At 68.2% G+C, this 18,574-nt stretch carries 19 protein-coding genes; 6 read left to right on the forward strand and 13 right to left on the reverse strand.

Annotation, left to right across the window (positions count from 1 at the left end; translation table 11 throughout):
* Positions 1-58: 58 nt before the first annotated feature.
* From ENSA5_RS17875 to ENSA5_RS17900, 6 genes are all read right to left on the reverse strand, one after another.
* Complete coding sequence (locus tag ENSA5_RS17875) at positions 59-1,294, reverse strand: formylglycine-generating enzyme family protein (protein WP_181197872.1); 1,236 nt, start codon at positions 1,292-1,294, stop codon at positions 59-61.
* A gap of 439 nt (positions 1,295-1,733) precedes the next feature.
* A complete protein-coding gene (locus ENSA5_RS17880) occupies positions 1,734-1,913 on the reverse strand; it encodes an RCC1 domain-containing protein (protein WP_106392888.1) in 180 nt (59 codons plus the stop codon).
* Between the two features lie 116 nt (positions 1,914-2,029).
* On the reverse strand, positions 2,030-3,169 hold the full coding sequence (locus ENSA5_RS17885) for an ATP-binding protein (RefSeq protein ID WP_106392889.1): 1,140 nt from the start codon (positions 3,167-3,169) through the stop codon (positions 2,030-2,032).
* Between the two features lie 41 nt (positions 3,170-3,210).
* On the reverse strand, positions 3,211-4,170 hold the full coding sequence (locus ENSA5_RS17890) for a homocysteine S-methyltransferase family protein (protein WP_106392890.1): 960 nt from the start codon (positions 4,168-4,170) through the stop codon (positions 3,211-3,213).
* Positions 4,171-4,201: 31 nt separating this feature from the next.
* The gene (locus ENSA5_RS17895; protein WP_106392891.1) at positions 4,202-4,771 is read right to left on the reverse strand and encodes a hypothetical protein; all 570 of its coding nucleotides are present in this window, start codon (positions 4,769-4,771) and stop codon (positions 4,202-4,204) included.
* 204 nt (positions 4,772-4,975) lie between these two features.
* A complete protein-coding gene (locus ENSA5_RS17900) occupies positions 4,976-6,199 on the reverse strand; it encodes a thiolase family protein (RefSeq protein WP_106392892.1) in 1,224 nt (407 codons plus the stop codon).
* A 140-nt stretch (positions 6,200-6,339) separates the two neighbouring features.
* On the opposite strand from ENSA5_RS17900, the gene xth reads away from it, so the two are divergent.
* Positions 6,340-7,116, forward strand: a complete 777-nt coding sequence (gene xth / locus ENSA5_RS17905; RefSeq protein WP_181197873.1) for an exodeoxyribonuclease III — start codon at positions 6,340-6,342, stop codon at positions 7,114-7,116.
* Between the two features lie 82 nt (positions 7,117-7,198).
* Here the strand turns inward: xth and ENSA5_RS17910 are convergent, their stop codons facing one another.
* A complete protein-coding gene (locus tag ENSA5_RS17910) occupies positions 7,199-7,768 on the reverse strand; it encodes a hypothetical protein (RefSeq protein WP_106392894.1) in 570 nt (189 codons plus the stop codon).
* 113 nt (positions 7,769-7,881) lie between these two features.
* On the opposite strand from ENSA5_RS17910, the gene ENSA5_RS17915 reads away from it, so the two are divergent.
* Together ENSA5_RS17915 and ENSA5_RS17920 are read left to right on the forward strand one after the other, a co-directional pair.
* Positions 7,882-9,018, forward strand: a complete 1,137-nt coding sequence (locus ENSA5_RS17915; RefSeq protein ID WP_106392895.1) for a hypothetical protein — start codon at positions 7,882-7,884, stop codon at positions 9,016-9,018.
* Positions 9,019-9,060: 42 nt separating this feature from the next.
* A complete protein-coding gene (locus tag ENSA5_RS17920) occupies positions 9,061-10,695 on the forward strand; it encodes a protein kinase domain-containing protein (RefSeq protein WP_106392896.1) in 1,635 nt (544 codons plus the stop codon).
* Between the two features lie 106 nt (positions 10,696-10,801).
* Here ENSA5_RS17920 and ENSA5_RS17925 read toward each other — a convergent pair whose 3' ends face one another.
* The 5 genes from ENSA5_RS17925 to ENSA5_RS17945 all read right to left on the reverse strand — a co-directional run bounded on the left by ENSA5_RS17925 (position 10,802) and on the right by ENSA5_RS17945 (position 14,001).
* On the reverse strand, positions 10,802-11,287 hold the full coding sequence (locus tag ENSA5_RS17925) for a hypothetical protein (RefSeq protein WP_146155829.1): 486 nt from the start codon (positions 11,285-11,287) through the stop codon (positions 10,802-10,804).
* Between the two features lie 110 nt (positions 11,288-11,397).
* Positions 11,398-11,751, reverse strand: coding sequence for a c-type cytochrome (locus ENSA5_RS17930; RefSeq protein ID WP_181197874.1), 354 nt, complete (start codon positions 11,749-11,751; stop codon positions 11,398-11,400).
* A gap of 126 nt (positions 11,752-11,877) precedes the next feature.
* Positions 11,878-12,558, reverse strand: coding sequence for an RNA polymerase sigma factor (locus ENSA5_RS17935; RefSeq protein WP_106392899.1), 681 nt, complete (start codon positions 12,556-12,558; stop codon positions 11,878-11,880).
* A gap of 106 nt (positions 12,559-12,664) precedes the next feature.
* Positions 12,665-13,393: a hypothetical protein gene (locus tag ENSA5_RS17940; RefSeq protein ID WP_106392900.1), complete on the reverse strand. Its 729-nt coding sequence runs from the start codon at positions 13,391-13,393 to the stop codon at positions 12,665-12,667.
* Positions 13,390-14,001: an SIMPL domain-containing protein gene (locus tag ENSA5_RS17945; RefSeq protein WP_181197875.1), complete on the reverse strand. Its 612-nt coding sequence runs from the start codon at positions 13,999-14,001 to the stop codon at positions 13,390-13,392. The genes ENSA5_RS17940 and ENSA5_RS17945 overlap by 4 nt, the downstream gene beginning before the upstream one ends.
* A 476-nt stretch (positions 14,002-14,477) precedes the next feature.
* Between ENSA5_RS17945 and ENSA5_RS17950 the strand changes: the two genes are divergently transcribed.
* Complete coding sequence (locus ENSA5_RS17950; protein WP_106392902.1) at positions 14,478-16,118, forward strand: phytoene desaturase family protein; 1,641 nt, start codon at positions 14,478-14,480, stop codon at positions 16,116-16,118.
* 208 nt (positions 16,119-16,326) lie between these two features.
* On the opposite strand, the gene ENSA5_RS17955 is transcribed toward ENSA5_RS17950, so the two are convergent.
* The gene (locus ENSA5_RS17955; protein ID WP_106392903.1) at positions 16,327-16,851 is read right to left on the reverse strand and encodes a peroxiredoxin; all 525 of its coding nucleotides are present in this window, start codon (positions 16,849-16,851) and stop codon (positions 16,327-16,329) included.
* 69 nt (positions 16,852-16,920) lie between these two features.
* Here ENSA5_RS17955 and ENSA5_RS17960 point away from each other — a divergent pair, with 69 nt between their 5' ends.
* Positions 16,921-17,880, forward strand: coding sequence for a hydrogen peroxide-inducible genes activator (locus tag ENSA5_RS17960; RefSeq protein WP_106392904.1), 960 nt, complete (start codon positions 16,921-16,923; stop codon positions 17,878-17,880).
* A 48-nt stretch (positions 17,881-17,928) separates the two neighbouring features.
* Positions 17,929-18,519: a PhnA domain-containing protein gene (locus ENSA5_RS17965; protein WP_106392905.1), complete on the forward strand. Its 591-nt coding sequence runs from the start codon at positions 17,929-17,931 to the stop codon at positions 18,517-18,519.
* Positions 18,520-18,574 lie beyond the last annotated feature (55 nt).

Here is an 18,574-nt window from a genome sequence, read left to right on the forward strand (position 1 = left end):
TCCGCCTCGCGGCGCTCCCGGCACAGGCTGGACCTGTCCGCCAGGCCGTCAGTATTTCTCAACGCGCGGAACGACCTCGCCGCTTCGAGCTCTCGACGACCATCGGGTCCGACGCGCAGCGCATCCCAAGGTCGAAGTGCCGTGTGCCAGCGCTGACCTCCGACGCACTCTGGCTCCGGAGCTCTTCAACCGTGTTGGTCAGCGCCGAACCGCCGAAAATGAGCACACCAGAGTACCCACGATCGGCGCTCCACTCCCTCACGTTGCCACCCATGTCAACCAGCCCCCAACGACCGGTGCCGTCTCGGTAGCTGTCGACCGGCGCAGTCCCAACGAAGCCGTCGCTGCGACCGTAGAGCGGTTCCAGATCTTCGAAGGCCTTCGTGCACTCCTTGCCACACGCGTTGACGTGTTTGGCGCTCGGCGCGTCTTCACCCCACGGGAAGGTGCGGTTTTGCTGACCACCGCTGGCGGCCCAACGCCACTCCGCGCTGGTCGGCAGGCGCTTGTTCTGGGCGCGGCAGTAACTCGCAGCTTGGTCCCAAGTCAGGCAGTTGACGGGGTGTTTCCGCCGAGTCCCCCGGTCTTGGTTGCACAGGTCGTCAAAGCGATCGTGTTCCTCGTCAACGATGCCAGGCCAGTGGACCGTGGCAGGGGCCTCGGAGCAAGTGTGGCTGGCGGCGCAGTCTGCGTATTCGCGGACCGTCACCTCGTGTTGATCGAGGCAAAAATTCGAACCAGCGGCGAACTCGATGAGCACCATGTCACTGGGGCAACGACCCTGCGCCGCGGGCACGCTGACGGGGATCTCGAGGAGTTCGATCTGCAGCAGAGACTGACAATCCTCGGGTGGGGCGTAGCTGCTGTAGGACTGCTGGGAGCGGCACGAATCTGGATTGCCGTCGCTGCTGTAGTAGCCCTCGTGGCGACTCGCACCAACACCCGCACCCGCGCCATGGACTTCGGCGCCCGCCTTGAACGACCCGCCAGTGGTCGAAGACAGCTCAAACGCGCCGACCATCAGGCTTCCAACGACATGTGTCGCCTCCTCGCATCGGCGACCTTGCAAGAGGTCCCGCGCTGGCGCGACGGAGACCCCGGCATATTGACCGACCAATTGCATGTCGAGGTGAAGCGCGCCGTGCTGCTCGACCACAGAGACGAGCTTCGCCGCGGCCAACGGAATCTTGGCCCACAGGTCACGGGCGTTGCGGATCTCGAGTTCGTCGTGTTTGGCCGAGACCTCAGTCCACCTGTAGTGGCCACCAACCTCGCAACCGCGCAAGACCTCCATCTCGCAGCCGGTATAGCGAACGACGATGAGGGAATCCCTGCGTGTGAGCTCAGCCTCGAGCGCACTTCGTTGAGTCGAGGGCCACTCCACCAACAGCGGGCTCGAGTTGTCTACCGTGCTCGCGCAGCGTTGATAGTGGTGCTCTGCAGTTGGTCGCGGCCCACCGTTTCGAGATCCCCGACCCGAACACCCGACGCCGACGGTGACCCCGCAAACCAGCAAGCTGGCGGCCCCGGCTCGAGTCCATCGGTGAACGCCCCTGGTGGGTCTCCTGCGCATCGAGCTTGACGCTAACACGGCAGCCTTGACCAGGGACCGTCGAAGGGTCTCTGGCCACTGCACTGACGCCCAGCGCGTCGTTCACGCGGAACGAGAACAGTCCCTTTGCAGGAGGTGCCAGCGAATTTGAGCCTCTGGAGCCCACGAGCTCCATGCTGCCTCAGTCACACTGGGGCAGAAGCTCGCGCTCGTGCGGGCTGCTCATGTCGAGGGCGTCGATGGGATCGAGGAGGGTGGGGTCACCGAGGCCGAGCTGACCGCGGTGGTTGTAGCCCCAGCAGCGCACGCGGCCCGAGTCGAGCAGGGCGCAGGTGTGTTGGTCGCCCAGGGCGAGCTCCACGACCTGCGGCGAGGGGCCCCCTCCACCGCAGCCTTTACCGAGGACAACGCCAGCCGCTCCTGCTCGGGTCGAGCGCGGCTATCGCCCGCTACGCAGCGACCTCCTGGCGTCTCGGCTCAGACAAAGCGGAGCTTGAGCCAGGCCATGCGCAGGAGCTCGCCTGCGAACGCGAGCCGCCCGCCGAACTCTTGAATCAGCTGATCCCCGCGCAGCTCGTCGATCACACGCCGCACGGCGTCCTCGTCGATCGTCATCTCCATCGCCAGCTGTCGGCGCAGCTGCGCGAAGGTCATCGCGCGCTCCTCGGCGAGCGCGAGCTGATCCAGGATCGAGAACGCCAGCCCGCGCTGCGGCTGGATGTAGTGGTCGAGCAGCGGCGCGAATTCGTGGCGCAAGACCCAGGGCTCGCGGTCGAGATCGGACACGGCCTCGACCATGCAGCGCTCGAGATCGCCGTCGACGATCGGCTTGCGGCGCTTGACGAAGTGGGCCATGGCGCAGTGGATCCAGCGCGGCGTGTGATCGCAGTCGTCGGCCAGCGATCGGGCGAACGCGGCGCGGTCGCGGGCGGTGATGCTCTCGCCGAGCAGCAGGGCGCTGACGAGGCGGGCGCCGGCCTCGGGCCGCAGCTGCTCGAGGGTCACGCGGGCGCAGCGGTCGAGCAGCGCGGGCGCCAGCTCCGGGCGCACGCGTTCAACGCTGCGATCGAGGTGAGTGCTGCTGACGATCAACAAGCGCACGCGCGTGTCGCCGCCGCTGAGCTCGGCGAGGCTCTCACCCAAGGCGACGAGCTCGTCGCTGCCCGGCATGCCCGAGCCTGCGAGGAAGCGATCGAAGTCATCGAGGACCAGGACCACGCCGACCGAGCGATCGTCGAGCTGGGCCTCGATCGCGGCGCGCAGGGCCGAGCTCGGATCTCCCTCGAGCTTGGTCGCCGACACCCGGCCCTCGCCATCGAGCACGGGCGCGACCGCGGCGCGCAGGGACTCGCCCGCGTCGGGGTCCCGCGAGAGCGCCTCGATGATCGCCGCCGACGCAGCCGCGGGACCGCGGAGCTCGGCCAGCGCGACCCGCCGCCCCGTCCACCCGGTCGGGGCGTCGGCGATCATCAGTCGGGTGACGGTGGTCTTGCCGATCCCGCTCCGGCCCGTGAGGATCACGTTGCCCTCGATCAGGCGGGCCCACAGGCGGTCGACGTCGCCCTCGCGCCCGATCGCCTCGCCAAGCGGGACGGCACCGTTGGGATCCGCTTGCACCGCCCGACGATACGATCGACCGGCCTCGCGGTGGGGTAGTTTTAAGGCACGAGCTCAGCCAGCCGCACGAACGCGCGTTCGCGGGCAAGCTCGTCGGGTTGCAGCCAACGCTTCATCGCGGCGATATAGGCCGGGGTCGATCCGCAGCAGGCTCCGGCGAGGTCCAGCGCGGGTCGACTGTGCATCCATGCATGGATCTGCTCGGCGAACACCTCTGGTTCGACGATGCGATCGACCCAGACGCCGTCGTAGCGCCGCTTGCCGAGGTGCGGGCTCGAGCCGAGCGGCCGCCCCGGGCCGACGCTGGCGATGAGGCTGTCGAGCGCCGCCGGGATCGCGTCGATCTGGGTGCAGTTGATGAGCAGCGCGTCGGGGACGCGGTGCTCGCCGCTCGCCCGGGTCAGCTCGGCGAGCTCGTCGAAGCTGTCGCCGCCGATCAGCCGGGTCCCGTCGGGCCGACTGACACGCTGCTGGGGCATGCCTGCGACCACCGCGAGCCACACGGGCACCGCGATCTCGGCCAGCCCCTCGAGCGCCAGCTTGGCCTCGCTCACGCGGGTGAAGGTCTCGAGCAGGATGAGATCGACCCCCGCGCCGACGAGCTGCGCGGCGAGGCTGCGGTACTCGGCGCGGGCGAGGTCCGGCTCGGCGCAGTCCTGGTCGTTCAGGGGTCGCGGCGGGATCGAGCCGGCCACGCGAAAACGCGCGAGGGATCGATCGCCCTCGAGCGCGCGTCGGCGCGCGAGCTCGACGAGCTCGACCGAACGCAGGGCGAGCTCGCGCTGGCGCTCCCCGAGCCCGGCGACAGCCAGGGTGCTCGCGTGGAGCCCGAAGCTGTTGGTCGTCAGCACCTGGGCGCCCGCGCGCAGGTAGTCCCAGTGGATCTCGGCCACGAGCTCCGGCGCGTCGAGCAGGGCCCGCGCGCTGAACAGCGGCGCGCGCAGGTCGAAGCCCCGCGCGCTCAGCTCGGTCGCCATCGCGCCGTCGAGCAGCACTGGCATCCGGCCCCCTTCTTGTCTGGCCCCGCTCAGCTCAGGGCGCGCACTCGCCAGAGTCGGTCGCGCAGCAGTCGGTGGTGTTCATCAGACAAAAGGTCGGATCCCCCTCGGACGCGAGCGTCGGCATGGTCCGGCAGCCGTAGCCCTCGCGCCCGCACTGGTCGTCGCTCTCGCACTCGATGATGCACGAGGTGAACAGGCCCTTGGCGCCGACACAGGTCACGCCGCCGTTCGGATCGCAATCCGGCGCGTCGTGAACGAAGGTCGTCATCGTGTCGGGCAGCTCGCAGAACTTGCTGCAAAAGCCCCCGGGGAGGTCGTAGACGCCGAGGATGTTGGTGATGCACTCGGCGTCGGCGCCGAGGAGCGGCTCGCAGTCCGAGTTCTGCATGCACGGCGCCCCCCACTCGTCCATGATCGACGGCGTCGTGCCGTCCTTCTCGACCCACTCGGTGCCGCAGGCTTGACCGCCGTCGGTCTCGCCACCGGTCTCGCCACCGGTGCTGGTGGTCTCCTCGTCTTGAGCATCGCCGCCGTCGCAAGCGGGGACGAAGCACAACAGCCCGAGGGCCAGGCACGAGATCAGGGCTGACACGCGAGTCATGGCCGGGAGGCTAGGGGTGCGCCGCTTCGATCGTCAAACCCTCGACCGTCGAAAGAGCGCGTAGGAGACCGCGCAGAAGCCTGCGCAGCGGGCTTTGCGGGCAATTCGCCATGTCCCGATGATCGGCACCGGAGGCCTCAGGCCGGCCCTATTCGAGGCCGCGCGGCGCCGACCCACGCAGGTGCGAAGCAGCGAAGTGCGCGCTCAAGATGTGCGCTGGAGCACACATGCGATGCCCTGCCCGACGCCGATGCACATGCTCGCCAGACCCCACTGGCCCCGCGTACGCCGCAGGTTGTGGACCAGGGTCGTGGTGATGCGGGCGCCCGAGCAGCCGAGCGGGTGGCCCAGCGCGATCGCGCCGCCGGACGGGTTGACCTTGTCGGGGTCGAGCTTGAGCGCCCGCATGCAGGCCAGGGTCTGGCTGGCGAAGGCCTCGTTGAGCTCGATCGAGTCGAGCTCGCCAACGCCGACCCCGGCCCGCTGGAGGGCCTTGCGACTGGCGGGGATCGGCCCGATCCCCATCATGTTGGGGTGCACGCCCGCGTGACCCCAGGCGACGATCCGGGCCATCGGCTGGAGCCCCAGCGCCTCGGCCCGCGCGAGCGAGGTGATCAGCAGCGCCGCGGCGCCGTCGTTGAGCGGTGAGGCGTTGCCAGCGGTCACGGTCCCGCCCTCGCGAAACACCGTGGGCAGCTTGGCGAGCTTCTCGAGCGAGGTGTCACGGCGGACCGACTCGTCGAGGGTCACGCGGATCGGGTCCTTCTTGCGCCCCTGCGGCACGGTGATCGAGACCGTCTCGTCGTCGAACCACCCGTCGTCCTGAGCCGAGGCCGCGAGCTCGTGGCTGCGCAGGGCCCACGCGTCTTGATCTTCGCGGCTGATCTCGTGGCGCGTGGCGACGTTCTCGGCCGTGCCACCGAGGGACTCGATCGGGTACAGCGCGTCCATCTTGCGGTTGATCATCCGCCAGCCGAGCGCGCTGTCGTAGATCTCGGGCTTGTTGTGGAAGGGCTTGTCGCCCTTGGGCATCACGTAGGGCGCGCGGGTCATGCTCTCGACCCCGCCCGCGATGTAGACCGCGCCCTCGCCGACCATCACGGCCTTGGCCGCCTGGATGATCGCCTCCATGCCCGAGCCGCACAGGCGGTTGACGGTCACGCCAGGGACCTCTTCGGGCAGCCCGGCGAGCAGCGCGGCCATCCGCGCGACGTTGCGGTTGTCTTCGCCGGCCTGGTTGGCGGCGCCAAAGTAGACGTCCTCGAGATCTTCGAGCGCGGCCGGGTAGCGCTCCTTGAGCGCCTGGATCACGTGGGCCGCGAGGTCGTCCGGGCGGACCGGCGCGAGGACCCCACGGAAGCGGCCCATGGGCGTGCGCAGAGCGTCGACGATCACGGGCGTGCGTGCAGGATCCAGAGTCTCGGCCATCCCCTTGTGCGTACCACGGTGTCTGCGGGCGTCGTGTTCGCGGGCGCTTGCGGACCCTCACGACGACCGGGGGCGAGGAGACAATGGACTCGCAAACTCACGACGGGGCCACGGCTTCCGAAGTAGGTACTCTCATGTCGGTGTCCTTCTCTCTCACGACCTGGAACGTCAACTCGGTCCGCGCCCGGCTCGACAACGTCCTCACCTACCTCGACGAGCACGAGCCCGACGTCGTGTGCCTGCAAGAGACCAAGGTCGAAGACCAGCTGTTTCCGCGGGTCCCCTTCATGGAGCTCGGCTACCAGCTCGCGCTCCATGGAACCAAGGGCTACGCGGGCGTCGCGACCTTGACCAAGGGCGCCAAGCCCGAGGACGTCCAGCTCGGCTTCGCCGACGGGCCCAAAGACAAGCACCGACGGATCGTCGCCTGCACCTACGCCGGGGTCCGCATCTACAACCTCTACGTGCCCAACGGGACCGCGCTCGGGTCCGAGGCCTTCACCTACAAGCTCGAGTGGCTCGCGCGGCTGCGCGCCGAGCTCGGGGCCAGGTTCTCGCCCTCCGACAACGTGGTCTTGTGCGGCGACTTCAACATCGCCCGCGACGAGCGCGACGTGTGGTCGGTCGAGGCGATGCGAGGCGGGACCCACTTCACGCCCGAGGAGCACGCCGCCCTCGACGCGCTCGAGGACTTCGGCCTCCGCGACTGCTTCCGCAAGCACGACCAGGAGCCCGGGCGCTTCACGTGGTTCGACTATCGCAACGCCAGCTGGGAGCGGCGCCAGGGCCTGCGCATCGACTACGTCTACGCGACCGAGCCGATGCACGAGCGCTGCACCGAGGTCGTGCTCGACTGGGAGCCGCGCGAGTGGGACACGCCCTCGGACCACTGCCCGTTGACGGCCCATTTCTCCTAGCAAGTTCGCCTAGCAAGTTCGCCTAGCAAGCTGGAGCGCCGCGCGTCGCCGGGGGCGTCGCGGGGCGAGCTTTTCCGGCGCTTCAGAGTCGGGGTCGCGCCTCGGGATCGTGGACCGGCGGCTGGATGTCGAGCTCGCGCATCAGCGACTTCATCTGCAGGTAGGCGTCGTCCATCAGCGCGCGCTCGGTCGGGTCGCTGGCGTCGACCCACGATGACAGCGCGGTGAACGAGCCGGTCGCGCGGTTGTAGAGCTCGGCCTCCTCGCGCGCGCTCAGCCGCCGCCCGTCTTCGAGCGCGGCCTCGAGCTCGCCGAGGACCTCCTGGAAGCTGTCGATCGCCTCGTCGGGGCCGAGGGCGCCCGGATCTTCCTGCGGTGGCGGCGTCGGGACGAAGCGACCCTCGCCGGGGTCGTCGTGCTCGCGCGGCTTGCTGGCGTGATACGGGCGCACGAAGCGGGGCGGTCGCGCGGCCTGGCGATTGCCCTTCTTGGCGCGAAACTGCTCGAGGCCCTCGTCAAGCGGATCGCGCTCGGGCGGTGATCGCAGCGCTCGCCAGGTCAGGACCGCCGCGACGAGGACGATCACGCCGCCGACCGTAATCAGCAGGTGGTCGACCCGGATCTTGAGATTGCTGAGCTTTGGTGAAGCCATGCTGCTGGGCCGCGCACGAGCGAGCGTAGCAGTCAGGCCCCTCGCCAGCGAGCAACGGCCTCGGCGCGCCGTGCTTTCGCCGGAAGCTCGCAGGATCTTGATACCCTCGACCCATGCGTGAGCTTGCCCTGTATCTCGCCGGATTGTCCGCCTTCTTCGTTGGCCTGACCCTCGAGGGCTGCAAGGACCCGTGCGTGATCGGCTCCGAGGGCTGCGACTGCACGGCCGGCGGCGCCTGCGACCCGGGCCTGACCTGCCTGAGCTCGCTCTGCGTCAACGCCGGCCCCAACCCCGACGAGAACAGCAGCGCCGACGAGACCACGGGCACCGCCACCAACACCACGAGCACCTCGCCCGAGACCGGCGACGGCGACTCGGGCGACGGCGACGGCGACGGCGACGGGACCAAGCTCGACACCCTCGACAACGACACCGCCGACGACGGGCCCTGCGTCGACACGGGCTGCAAGAAGGTCGACATGCTGTTCGCGATGGACGGCTCACTGTCGATGGCCGAAGAGATCAACGCGCTCAAGTCTGGCCAGGCCTTCTTGTCGATCACGTCCACGCTCGAGAACATCAACTGCGGCGGGATCGACTACCGGATCGGGGTGACCGGCGACAACGACAACGGCTGGGTCACGCCCAACGGCTGGGCCGACCCAAACCCGTGGTTCGACAGCGAGGCCTACACCGCCGCCGAGATCTCGGTCCACTTTCAAAACGCCGCGACCCAGGTCGGCAACAGCGGCGGCGCGCCGCTCGGGTGCGAGCACGTCTTGAGCTCGGCCGTCACTTTGCTCGGCAACGACACCAGCGGCTTCTTGCGTGACGACGCGCTCTTGGTCCTGGTCCTGATGAGCGACGTCGACGACTACGGCTGGTACGACCAGTTCGGCGGCAACGACTGCGGCCTCGGCTGTCAGGTCTCGGGCCAGCCGGTTGCGACCCTCCAAGACACGCTCATCGCCCTCAAGGCTGGCGACCCGGCCGGGGTCTCGGCGATCGTCATCGCCGGTGATCCAATGATGGACGCCGGGTCCAACGGCTGCGGTCAGCCCCAGAGCTGCGGCGGCCAGGTTCAGGCCTTTCACGCCGAGCGCCTGTACGAGTTTGCGATGCTGCAAGAGGGCATGAATGGGTACAACCGGGACATCTGCGAGGGCCCGAGCGCGGTCCCGGACGCGGTCGAGACCGCGCTCGCAGACAACATCGACCTGGCCTGCCAGGAGTTCCAGCCCGAGGGCTGATCCAGTGCTACAACCACGCCGCGATGGTGGGGGCCAGCACGGATGACGGGTGAAGGCGGCGAGCAGGAGCCCGCCGTCCAGGCGTTGATTGACTCGATCATCTTCGATCACGCCGAGCGCCTCGATCGGAGTCAGGGCGAGATCGCCCGGGGCGGCATGGCCACGGTCGAGGCCGCCGTCGACCGCACGCTCCGCCGTCGCGTCGCGCTCAAGCTGATGCACGCGGACTACCAGCGCTCGACCCTCGCGGTCCGCAGCTTCATGCGCGAGGCCCAGATCACCGGTCAGCTCGAACACCCCAACATCGTCCCGATCCACGAGCTCGCGGTCGACGCAGACGGGCGCCTGTTCTTCACCATGAAGCTCGTCGAGGGCCGCACGCTCCTCGAGATCCTCGACGACCTGCGCGCCGCTCACGATCGCAGGGGTCCGCGCGGGCTCTGGATCTCGACGACCCTCGACCACGACGAGCTCCTCGGCCTGATCGACGTGTTCCTCAGAGTCCTCGACGCGGTCGCCTTCGCCCACTCCCGCGGCATCGCCCACTGCGACATCAAGCCCGAGAACATCATGGTCGGCGACTTCGGTCAGGTCTACCTGATGGACTGGGGCATCGCGAAGGGCCTGCCCGAGCGCGACGGCGACGACCCGACCACCCGGGCCGCGCGCGTGCGCGACACCTTGCTCCCGACCCCGGGCACCACTCACGTGGTCATGGGCACGCCCTCCTACATGAGCCCCGAGCAAGCCCGCGGCGAGCGGGGCGAGGTCGACCATCGCTCCGACATCTTCGCCCTCGGCGCGCTGCTGTTCGAGATCCTCACCGGCCACCCGCCCTACCAGGGCGACGACGCCGTCGAGGTCCTCAACCAGGCCAAGGCCTGCCAGGCCGTGCTGCTGCCGCACCTGGCGATCGCCCGTGAGCTGCGGCGGATCGTGAGCGTGGCCATGAGCCCCGATCCGGACCAGCGCTACCAGAGCGTCGAGCAGCTCCGCGCCGACCTCCGGGGCTTCATGCGCGGCGGCGACAACTTCCCCCGCCAGCGCTTCACCAAGGGCGAGTGGCTGATCCGCGAAGGCGAGGTTGGTGACGCCGCGTATATCCTGGTCTCGGGCCGCTGCGAGGTCCGCAAGCAGATCAAGGGCAAGCACAGGCCGCTGCGCACGCTCGGGCCCGGCGACGTGTTTGGTGAGACGGCGATCCTCGCGTCGACGCCTCGAACCGCGAGCGTCGTCGCCCTGACCGAGGTCGTCGCGGTGATCGTGACCGCCGACGTGCTCGAGCGCGAAGTCGACGCGATGAAGCCGTGGATGGGCGCGTTCATCCGCGTGCTCGCGCGGCGCTTTAGCGAGGTCGAAAAACGGGTCGCCCGCGGCGTCCGGACCACCTTGACCCCGCAGGGGTCTACCCGCGTGGATCCGGCCCAGATCGCCAACCTCGCCCTGATGACCCTCAAGACCTGGGGCCGACGGGACCCCGAGCTCGGCCGCTCGATGAGCGCGATCGCGCTGTGTGAGTCGATCGCCAAGCTCGTTGGCCTGAGCGAGGACTCGGTGCTGAAGATCCTCCGCCAGTATGCGCACTTCAACATTGAGCTGACGCAAGATCAGATCTCGCTGGCCGACGAGCGCGGGCTGGTCGCGGAGCTCAGCCGCTTGATGACGGGCTCCTTGTAGATCGCCCGCTCGCGCGTCATGGCGAGCACGCTGGGCCCCAGCGCCCGCGCGGCCACCACGGCCACCACGGCCACCCCTCACAGCCGTGCTGGCCCCGCCGCATCGACTACTGCAGGGTCACCGTCCCGGACCCGTAGAACTCCAAGGAGCCGCCAAACCAGTCCCGACCGATCAACAGATCGGCCGACTCGACCTCCGTGCTGCCGGGCTCGCAGACCGGGTTCGACAGCTCGTAAAAGTAGCCCTGGCTCGGGCTCTCCCAGGCGATCGACGTCGTCGACGGCTCGAATTCGTAGGATGTGTCCGCGAGCGTGAGCAGGCCCGGCAAGCCCCACCCGCCGTACCAGCCCGGCGCCATCGTCGTCACCGTTGCCTGGCCCTCGTCGAACTCGACGCTGATCGAGCTCCCGTTCGGATCGATCTCGTTGGTGCCCTCGAACAGCGCGTCGTCGTTGATACCGACCCAGTCGACCGCGGCGCTACCGCAGGCGCGGGCCTCGGCCGTCGAGGATGCCAACACCACGAGGCTGCCGAGCGCGAGGGCGAGGACCGCATGGGGCCGGCGAGTCTGAAGATTGAGTGTGCGATTCATTGTGTATCTCTCTTTCTTGTTTGTGTGTCTTGATTTAATTTTTATCGGGTCCAGAGCGGCGATCAATTCAGAGTCGCGCCTGGCGGTGTGAATTCAACCTGGCCGGGCTGCTAGCGAGGTATGACGATCTCCGCGGCGAGGGAGCCGCTCAGCTCTTCCTCGAGCTCAATACCGTTAGCGAACAACGCAAACGCCAAGATCGCGTAGTACTCGTCTGCCATGAGGCTGCCCGGGTCGGCTGGCGGCATGTTGGCGACGGCGAAGGCCCCGACGTCGGCGACGGTCTCGAATTGCGTGTCACGAACCGCGCCCGGGGCAGGATCGAGGGGCAGCGCCCCCTCCGTGAGGCCGACGAGCGCCGGCGCCTGCGAGGTCCCGCTGCCATCGTCGCCATGGCAGCTCGCGCAGTGGTCGGCGTAGAGCACCGAGCCCTCGCTGACCTGAGCGGCGAAGGGGTCCTCCATTTCGGGATCGTCTAGGGGCGTCGTCGCTGCGCAGCCCAGCCCCCCGAGTGCGCAGAACATCAGTATCGATTGTTTGATCTCGAGCATCACCGGTTTAGAGTCACGGTGAAGCCCGATCGTTACAGATCAATCAGCGCTTGGGCCCTCAAGCTCGGCGAGCACCCGAGAGACCACCCGATCGCAGCGTGGGGCATAGAACCTGAACATCTCCTCGACCGCCCCGCCCGCGACGTCCCGCAGCCGCCGCTCGACCTGTTGCCTCGCACGATGGACCCGGACCCGGACCGCGACCTGCGAGATGCCGAGGGTCCGCGCGACCTCGCGGGTCGACTCCCCTTGCACGGCCCGGAGCACGAAGGCGGTGCGCAGGGACTCGGGCAGGCGATCCACCGCCTCTTCGAGCATGGTCGCCATCTGGCCGAAGTAGGCCGCGCGCTCGGGGTCCTCGCCCGCGCTGCCCCCGACCGGGACCTGCTCCTCGTTCTCGGACACGACGAGGCGGGGGCCCCGGGGCCGCAGGGCGCGGCTGGTCTCGTTGAGGGCGATGCGGACGAGCCAGGTGCTGAAGCGCGCGCGCCCTTCAAATTGGCCGAGCGCGCGAAAGGCCGCGACGTAAGCGCGCTGCATGACCTCCTCGACGTCGGCCTCGTTTTGGACCCGCGAGCGCACGGCGCGATACACACGCTCATTGTGACGACGCATGAGGGTCTCGAAGGCCCGGGTGTCCCCGCTCAGCACGCGCGAGATGATCTCGGCGTCGGTGATCGAGTCGTCCGGCGCATCGTGGCGGCGCGAGAGGAGGCCCATACTACTATGAGGCGCGGACGCCTCGGTCTGTTACACACAATTTGGCGCGTGGGGGACGAGCGGCGCGGGTGCCTGGCGCAGCCCGCGCTCGCTCGAGTGCGATCGCTCAGCTCACGATATAGGTCGCGCGCCCTTCAACCCTCGCGACCTTCTCGTAGCGCACCTGCTGGCCCATCGGCGGTCCGGCGATCGTCGTCTGCACGAGGGTCTCGAACACCATGGCGTCGATCTTGACCGTCTCGTAGCCCGACACCCGCGTGGCCGGAAGCAGCAGCGAGAACAATTCGCTCTCGCCGTCGGCCGCCTCCTTCAGGGTCACCGTGATCAGCTCGCCGATCGGGGTCCGCTGAATCCTGATCTGCCGCCCGTAGAAATAGCGGTCCCCGTAGCTCAACAGCGGATCCCCCGCGATGTTGGCCTGGGTGAACGAGATCCGCTTGCCCTCGTGCTCGAGGTCAAACTGATTCGCGCAGTGGAGGTAGACGAGGGCCTTGGTCTCTTCGACCGCGAGCTCGCCCGCGTCCTCGACCGCGACCTCGTGGGTGCCCGCGGCGTCGCGGACCCTGACGGACTCCAGGTCGCGGTCGGTCCGGAAGCTGCTGTGGACGCTAAAGGGCGTCAACAGCTGGATCTGCGGACCCTCGGGCGCGAGCCACCACAGCTCGTAGGTCCGCGCCTCGCCCGGCTCGGGCGCGGCCTGCAGCCAGACCTTGTAGTTCGGCGTCGGCGTGTCACCGACGGCAAACAACACGATCATCTTGCCGACTTGACGGGCGCGATAGGAGGCCGTGCCCAGGGTCGGGCGACGGCCATTCGATTCTTGATCTTCGTTCACGATACCTCTGTGCGAAACACGATCCGAACCGTCGCCGAGATCGTGAGGTTGTCGGGGAGTACGGGGGTTGCGACGGACTCGGCCATCATCGCTTCGGCGCGAAAGACGACCCGGCCGCCAGTGTTGACCTGAATGCTTTCGGGGCCCCGGAGCGTGATCTGGGCGGCGTTGGCGACGAGCGAGGCCTCGGCGAAGGCCTGCTTGACCGCGATCCGCAGGGCCTCGTCGCGGTGCGGGCCCTCGTCCTGGATACCAAATTTGATCCCGCTGCTTTGGTTGGCGCCGGCCCCGATCCCAACGTCGAAGATCTGCGCCGCGTAGGCGATCTTGGTCTTCACGCTCACGCCGTTGGTCGCCCGAAAGCCGGTGATCTTGCTCGTGCGGGTCATCGAGTCGTAGGTCGTGAGAGGCCGGACGCTGAGGCCGCTGGTCGTCACCCCGTGGTTGGGCTGCTGCTCGACGGCGTCGATGACGGCCTGGGTTTGCATGGCGTTCGTCGCGGCCGCCTCGGCCGCGGTCTTGGCGTCGGTGATGACGCTAAATCGGATCGTGGCCTCGTCGGGCGCGACCTCGATGTTACCGGTGCCAGAGACTTCGAGCGTGCCCATAAAAGATTTGTCGTTTTGCATGTTTTTTACCTTCTGTTATTATCCGAATGCTCAATCTGTATTCCAGGTGACAGCGAGCAACCACGCCCCCTGCCTTGGCCATAGCCTCCCATCCCAACACCGACCGCACCAATGCAATGGTTGCAGGTCCTCTTACTATTAATAAAGTGCCCTCACCGAGTCGCCAGTCTCGCCGACCGATCGCTGACTGGCGGCCGCCCCGGCCGCCCCGGCCTCCCCGGCATCGCGGGGCACGACGCCCCAGAGGGCGCGCGCGTCGACCTGTCGCACCAGGCGCGGATCGTCCATGAGCCGACCATGGGGCAATCACGCCAAGCCGCGGACCTGGCCCGAGCAAGACAACTCCGCGCAATCGTTGCGGCCCGACAATTCAACCGGCGGCTCTGCAAACATAGCCGAGCAAATTCAAGCGCCGCACGTCGAGACCGTGAGGGTCCCGCGCTAGGGTGCGAATCATGGCCGACTACGACGCCATCATCATTGGTTCCGGGTCCGGAGGCATGGCCGCCGCGACCGCGCTCGCCCGGGCCGGGAAGCGCGTCGTGGTGTTCGAGCAGCACTACTTGATCGGCGGCTACAGCCAGACATTCGAGCTCGAGGGCTTTCGCTTCAGCCCCGGTGTTCACTATGTCGGCGAGCTCGGGGAGGGCGGCAACCTCCGCCGGATCTACGAGGGGCTCGGCGTCGCCGACGACCTGGTCTTCTTCGAGCTCAACCCCGACGGCTTCGAGCATGTCATCGTCGGCGACGAGCGCTTCGACATCCCCAGGGGCATCGAGCCCTTCCGCGCCCGGCTCAAGCAGCGCTTCCCGAGCGAGGCCGCCGGGATCGACGGCTACCTCGACACCGTCGACCGAATGGCCCGCGAGCTCGAGTGGGCCACGCCCGAGCGCCTGCGTGACAAGCTGTGGATGATCGCGCGGATGCCGACGACGCTGCGCTATGGCCTGATGTCGCTGTCGCGCTTCCTCGACCAATTCACCCAGGCGCCGCTGCTGCGCGCGATCTTGTCGATCCAGGCCGGCGATCACGGCCTCGGGCCCTCGCGCGCGCCCGCGGTGGTCCACGCGGGCCTCCAGAGCTACTACATGAACGGCGGCTGCTACCCGCGCGGGGGCGCGGGCTCGATCCCCGACGCCTTCGCCAGGCAGATCCGCGCCCACCGAGGCGAGGTTCATGTCCGGTCCGAGGTCGTGCGCGTGCTCGTCGAGGAGGGCCGGGCGATCGGCGTCGAGCTGAGCGACGGCGCCCAGGTCCGCGCCGACGTCGTCGTGAGCAACGTGGATCCGAGCATGCTGTGGAGCCGCTTGGTCGCGCCGCGACACGTGAGCTCGCGGCTCCGACGGCGGGTCCGACACCTGCGCTACTCGGTCGCGACGATCAGCCTATTTTTGGCCACCAGCATGGATCTGCGCGCGGCCGGTCTCGACTCGGGCAACGTCTGGTACAACCACACGACCGACATCGACGCGCCCTACCGACTCGGCGAGCAGCCCGAATTCTCCAACATCGACGAGCTGCCGGGGTTGTTCTTGAACATCTCGACCCTCAAGGATCCGACGATGCGCAGCGACGGCCTCCACACGGCCGAAGCGTTCGCGCTGGCGTCGTGGGACGCCTTCTCGCGCTGGCAAGACAGCGACCCCAACCATCGGCCTGCCGCCTACGAGGCCAAGAAGGCCTACATTCGCGAGAAGATGCTCGACACGCTCGAGCGGATCGTCCCGGGGCTGCGCGATCACATCGTGTTCAGCTCGGTCGCTACGCCGCTGACCAACGAGCGCTACCTCAAGGTCACGCGCGGGTCGATCTATGGGCCGGAGAATTCGCTGCGCAACGCCGGGCCCTTTCGCTTCCCGATCAAGACCGAGATCGACGGGCTGTTCCAGTGCGGATCGAGCACGCTCGCGCCGGGGATCCACGGCGTCACCCGATCGGGGCTCGCCGCCGCCGCCGCCGCCCTCGGCTGTCCCGACTACGAGCTGCTCAACGCCAGCGGACAGTCCGTGCGGATCTACCCGGCGGAGGATCCGAGCTCGTGGCCGCCCGAGCTGCGGCCGCACACGCCCGACTCCCCCGACGCGCTGACGGGGTAGCTTGCACATTGGCCGGTTCGCGGCCAAGGTCGCCTCCACTTCGGTGCACGTCATGTAGCTATCACCCCATCGGTGATGGGTGATGGCTGACGGTCGGCAGTGATGGCCGCGCCATGGATTCCCATCGCTCACCCCCGATCCGGCGAGCGCGGACAGGAAAGTTGCGATGAGATTCCACTCGAAGCCAATTGAAGGACATAGCAGGGACTCAGCTCGCCCGCAGGTAGGCCAGCATGGTCGAGACGTCGGACACCTCGAAGGGGTCCTCGGCCGCGTTGTCGGCGAACCCGGGCTCGACGAAGAGCTTCTCGATCACGCCGTCCTTGACGACCATCGAGTAGCGCCACGAGCGGTAGCCGAAGCCGAGGTTGGACTTGTCGACGAGCATGCCCATCTTGCGCGTGAACTCGGCGTTGCCGTCGGGCAGCAAGCGGACCTTCTCGACGCCGAGATTCTTGCCCCACTGAAACATCGTGAACGCGTCGTTGACCGAGAGGCACACGACCTCGTCGACGCCGAGGGCGCGCAGCTCGTCGTAGTGGGCCTCGTAGCCGGGCAGGTGGGTGGACGAGCAGGTCGGGGTGAACGCGCCGGGCAGGGCGAAGAGCACCACGCGCTTGCCGCCGAACAGCTCGTCGCTCGCGAGATCCTGCCAGCGGAAGGGGTTGTCGCCGCCGATCGACTCGTCACGGACGCGGGTCTTGAACACGACCTTGGGGACGTTGCGTTTCATGCCTGGAGCATGACCCCGTCATGAGGATTTGCAAAATCGATTATTTCAATAACCTGATAGGATGTGTCTATGGCTGCGGGGCCCACCATCACCCAGCTCGAGTACATCCTCGCGGTGTTCGAGACCGGGCACTTCGGTCGCGCCGCGGCCCGCGTCGGGATCTCACAGCCGACGCTCAGCGCCCAGATCCACAAGGCCGAGGTCGAGCTCGGGGTCACGATCTTCGATCGCCGGACCAAGCCGATCGAGGCGACGCCGCCGGGTCGGGCGGTGATCGAGCACGCCCAGCAGGTCGTCGACGCGCACCAGAGCCTGGTCCGCCACGCGGCCGGCAAGTTCGAGGAGCCGGCCGGGCGCTTCGCCCTCGGGGTGATCCCGACCCTCGCGCCCTACGTGCTGCCGTGGTTTCTGCGTCGCTTCGCCCAGGCCTACCCGGCCGTCGAGCTGGCGATCTACGAGCGCCCGACCGACGAGCTCGTGACCGAGATGGTCCACAACCGCGTCGACGCGGCGCTGCTGGCCACGCCCCTCGACGAGCGGGCGATCGAAGAGCGGGTGCTGTTTCACGATCCCTTCTACGTCTACGGCCACCCCGACGAGGCGCTGCTGCGGGCGGCCGAGGTCGAGGTCGAGGAGCTCGATCCACGCAAGCTCTGGCTGCTCGAGGACGGCCACTGCGTCCGGACCCAGGTCATCAACTTCTGCGGCATCCGCGAGCGCGAGCACCTCGGCTCCGTGTCCTTCGCCGGCGGCAGCCTCGAGACGCTCCGTCGGCTGATCGACGCGTCCGAGGGCTACACGCTGATCCCCGAGACCTACGCGCGGACCTTGACCAAGGCCACGCGGCGCCGCTGTGTTCGCGCCTTCGCATCCCGCACGCCCACGCGCGAGATCAGCCTGGTCCACCATCGGCGCACGTGGAAGCGCGACATCCTCGATGCGCTCGAGGCGGAGATCTCGGCCTCGATCCCGCGGGCTCTGGCCCAGGTCGACGGCGAGGGCGAGACCCTTCCGGTCCGCGTGCGATAGGAGGTGGATTCTTACTTCGTCAGGCGTTATGAGCCCCCGAGCCCCACCATGCCCGACCTAACCCAATTCGAAGCGACCTTGCGCGTCCGCGCGGGTGATCAATGCGAGCTGTGCAACGCCAAAGACGGCCTGTCCGTGCGCGCGGTGCCGCCCGGCGCCGACCCCCACGAGGACCGCTGCGTGCTGCTGTGTCCCGCCTGCCTGGGCCAAGTCGACGGCAGCGCCCCCCTCGACCCCAAGTCCTTGTTCTGTCTGCAACAGGCGGCCTGGAGCGAGGTGCCTGCGGTCCAGGTCGTCGCCTATCGTCTGCTCAGCCGCTTGACCGACGAGGGCTGGGCCCGCGATCTGCTCGACCAGATCTACCTCACCGATGAGACCCTCGAGTGGGCCCGCGCCGGGCTCGACTCGGACGACGAGCCCGCGCGTACGCCGACCCTCGACAGCAATGGGACCGAGCTCGCCGACGGCGACTCCGTCACGCTGATCAAGGATCTCGAGGTCAAGGGGGCCGGGTTCACCGCCAAGCGCGGGACCCTGGTCAAGGGCATCCGTCTGACCGACGACCCCACGCACGTCGACGCCCGCGTCAACAAGGTCGCGATCGTGCTGAAGACCGCCTTCTTGAAGAAGCAGGGTTAGCAGCCCGGGGTGCAATGCATCGTGTCGCCTCGCGCCGGAATTTTCGCCGAGGGCG

It is taken from the genome of Enhygromyxa salina (assembly GCF_002994615.1).
Taxonomy (GTDB): Bacteria; Myxococcota_A; Polyangia; order Nannocystales; family Nannocystaceae; genus Plesiocystis; species Plesiocystis salina_A.

Excerpts from the sequence above, each read along its gene's own strand:
- ENSA5_RS17875 (WP_181197872.1), bottom strand. The coding sequence starts at position 1,294 with ATGGAGGTCTTGCGCGGTTGCGAGGTTGGTGGCCACTACAGGTGGACT.
- ENSA5_RS17890 (WP_106392890.1), bottom strand. The coding sequence starts at position 4,170 with ATGCCAGTGCTGCTCGACGGCGCGATGGCGACCGAGCTGAGCGCGCGG.
- ENSA5_RS17895 (WP_106392891.1), bottom strand. The coding sequence starts at position 4,771 with ATGACTCGCGTGTCAGCCCTGATCTCGTGCCTGGCCCTCGGGCTGTTG.
- ENSA5_RS17900 (WP_106392892.1), bottom strand. The coding sequence starts at position 6,199 with ATGGCCGAGACTCTGGATCCTGCACGCACGCCCGTGATCGTCGACGCT.
- ENSA5_RS17910 (WP_106392894.1), bottom strand. The coding sequence starts at position 7,768 with ATGGCTTCACCAAAGCTCAGCAATCTCAAGATCCGGGTCGACCACCTG.
- ENSA5_RS17915 (WP_106392895.1), top strand. The coding sequence starts at position 7,882 with ATGCGTGAGCTTGCCCTGTATCTCGCCGGATTGTCCGCCTTCTTCGTT.
- ENSA5_RS17920 (WP_106392896.1), top strand. The coding sequence starts at position 9,061 with ATGACGGGTGAAGGCGGCGAGCAGGAGCCCGCCGTCCAGGCGTTGATT.
- ENSA5_RS17925 (WP_146155829.1), bottom strand. The coding sequence starts at position 11,287 with ATGAATCGCACACTCAATCTTCAGACTCGCCGGCCCCATGCGGTCCTC.
- ENSA5_RS17930 (WP_181197874.1), bottom strand. The coding sequence starts at position 11,751 with ATGGAGGACCCCTTCGCCGCTCAGGTCAGCGAGGGCTCGGTGCTCTAC.
- ENSA5_RS17935 (WP_106392899.1), bottom strand. The coding sequence starts at position 12,558 with ATGGGCCTCCTCTCGCGCCGCCACGATGCGCCGGACGACTCGATCACC.
- ENSA5_RS17945 (WP_181197875.1), bottom strand. The coding sequence starts at position 14,001 with ATGGGCACGCTCGAAGTCTCTGGCACCGGTAACATCGAGGTCGCGCCC.
- ENSA5_RS17950 (WP_106392902.1), top strand. The coding sequence starts at position 14,478 with ATGGCCGACTACGACGCCATCATCATTGGTTCCGGGTCCGGAGGCATG.
- ENSA5_RS17955 (WP_106392903.1), bottom strand. The coding sequence starts at position 16,851 with ATGAAACGCAACGTCCCCAAGGTCGTGTTCAAGACCCGCGTCCGTGAC.
- ENSA5_RS17960 (WP_106392904.1), top strand. The coding sequence starts at position 16,921 with ATGGCTGCGGGGCCCACCATCACCCAGCTCGAGTACATCCTCGCGGTG.
- ENSA5_RS17965 (WP_106392905.1), top strand. The coding sequence starts at position 17,929 with ATGCCCGACCTAACCCAATTCGAAGCGACCTTGCGCGTCCGCGCGGGT.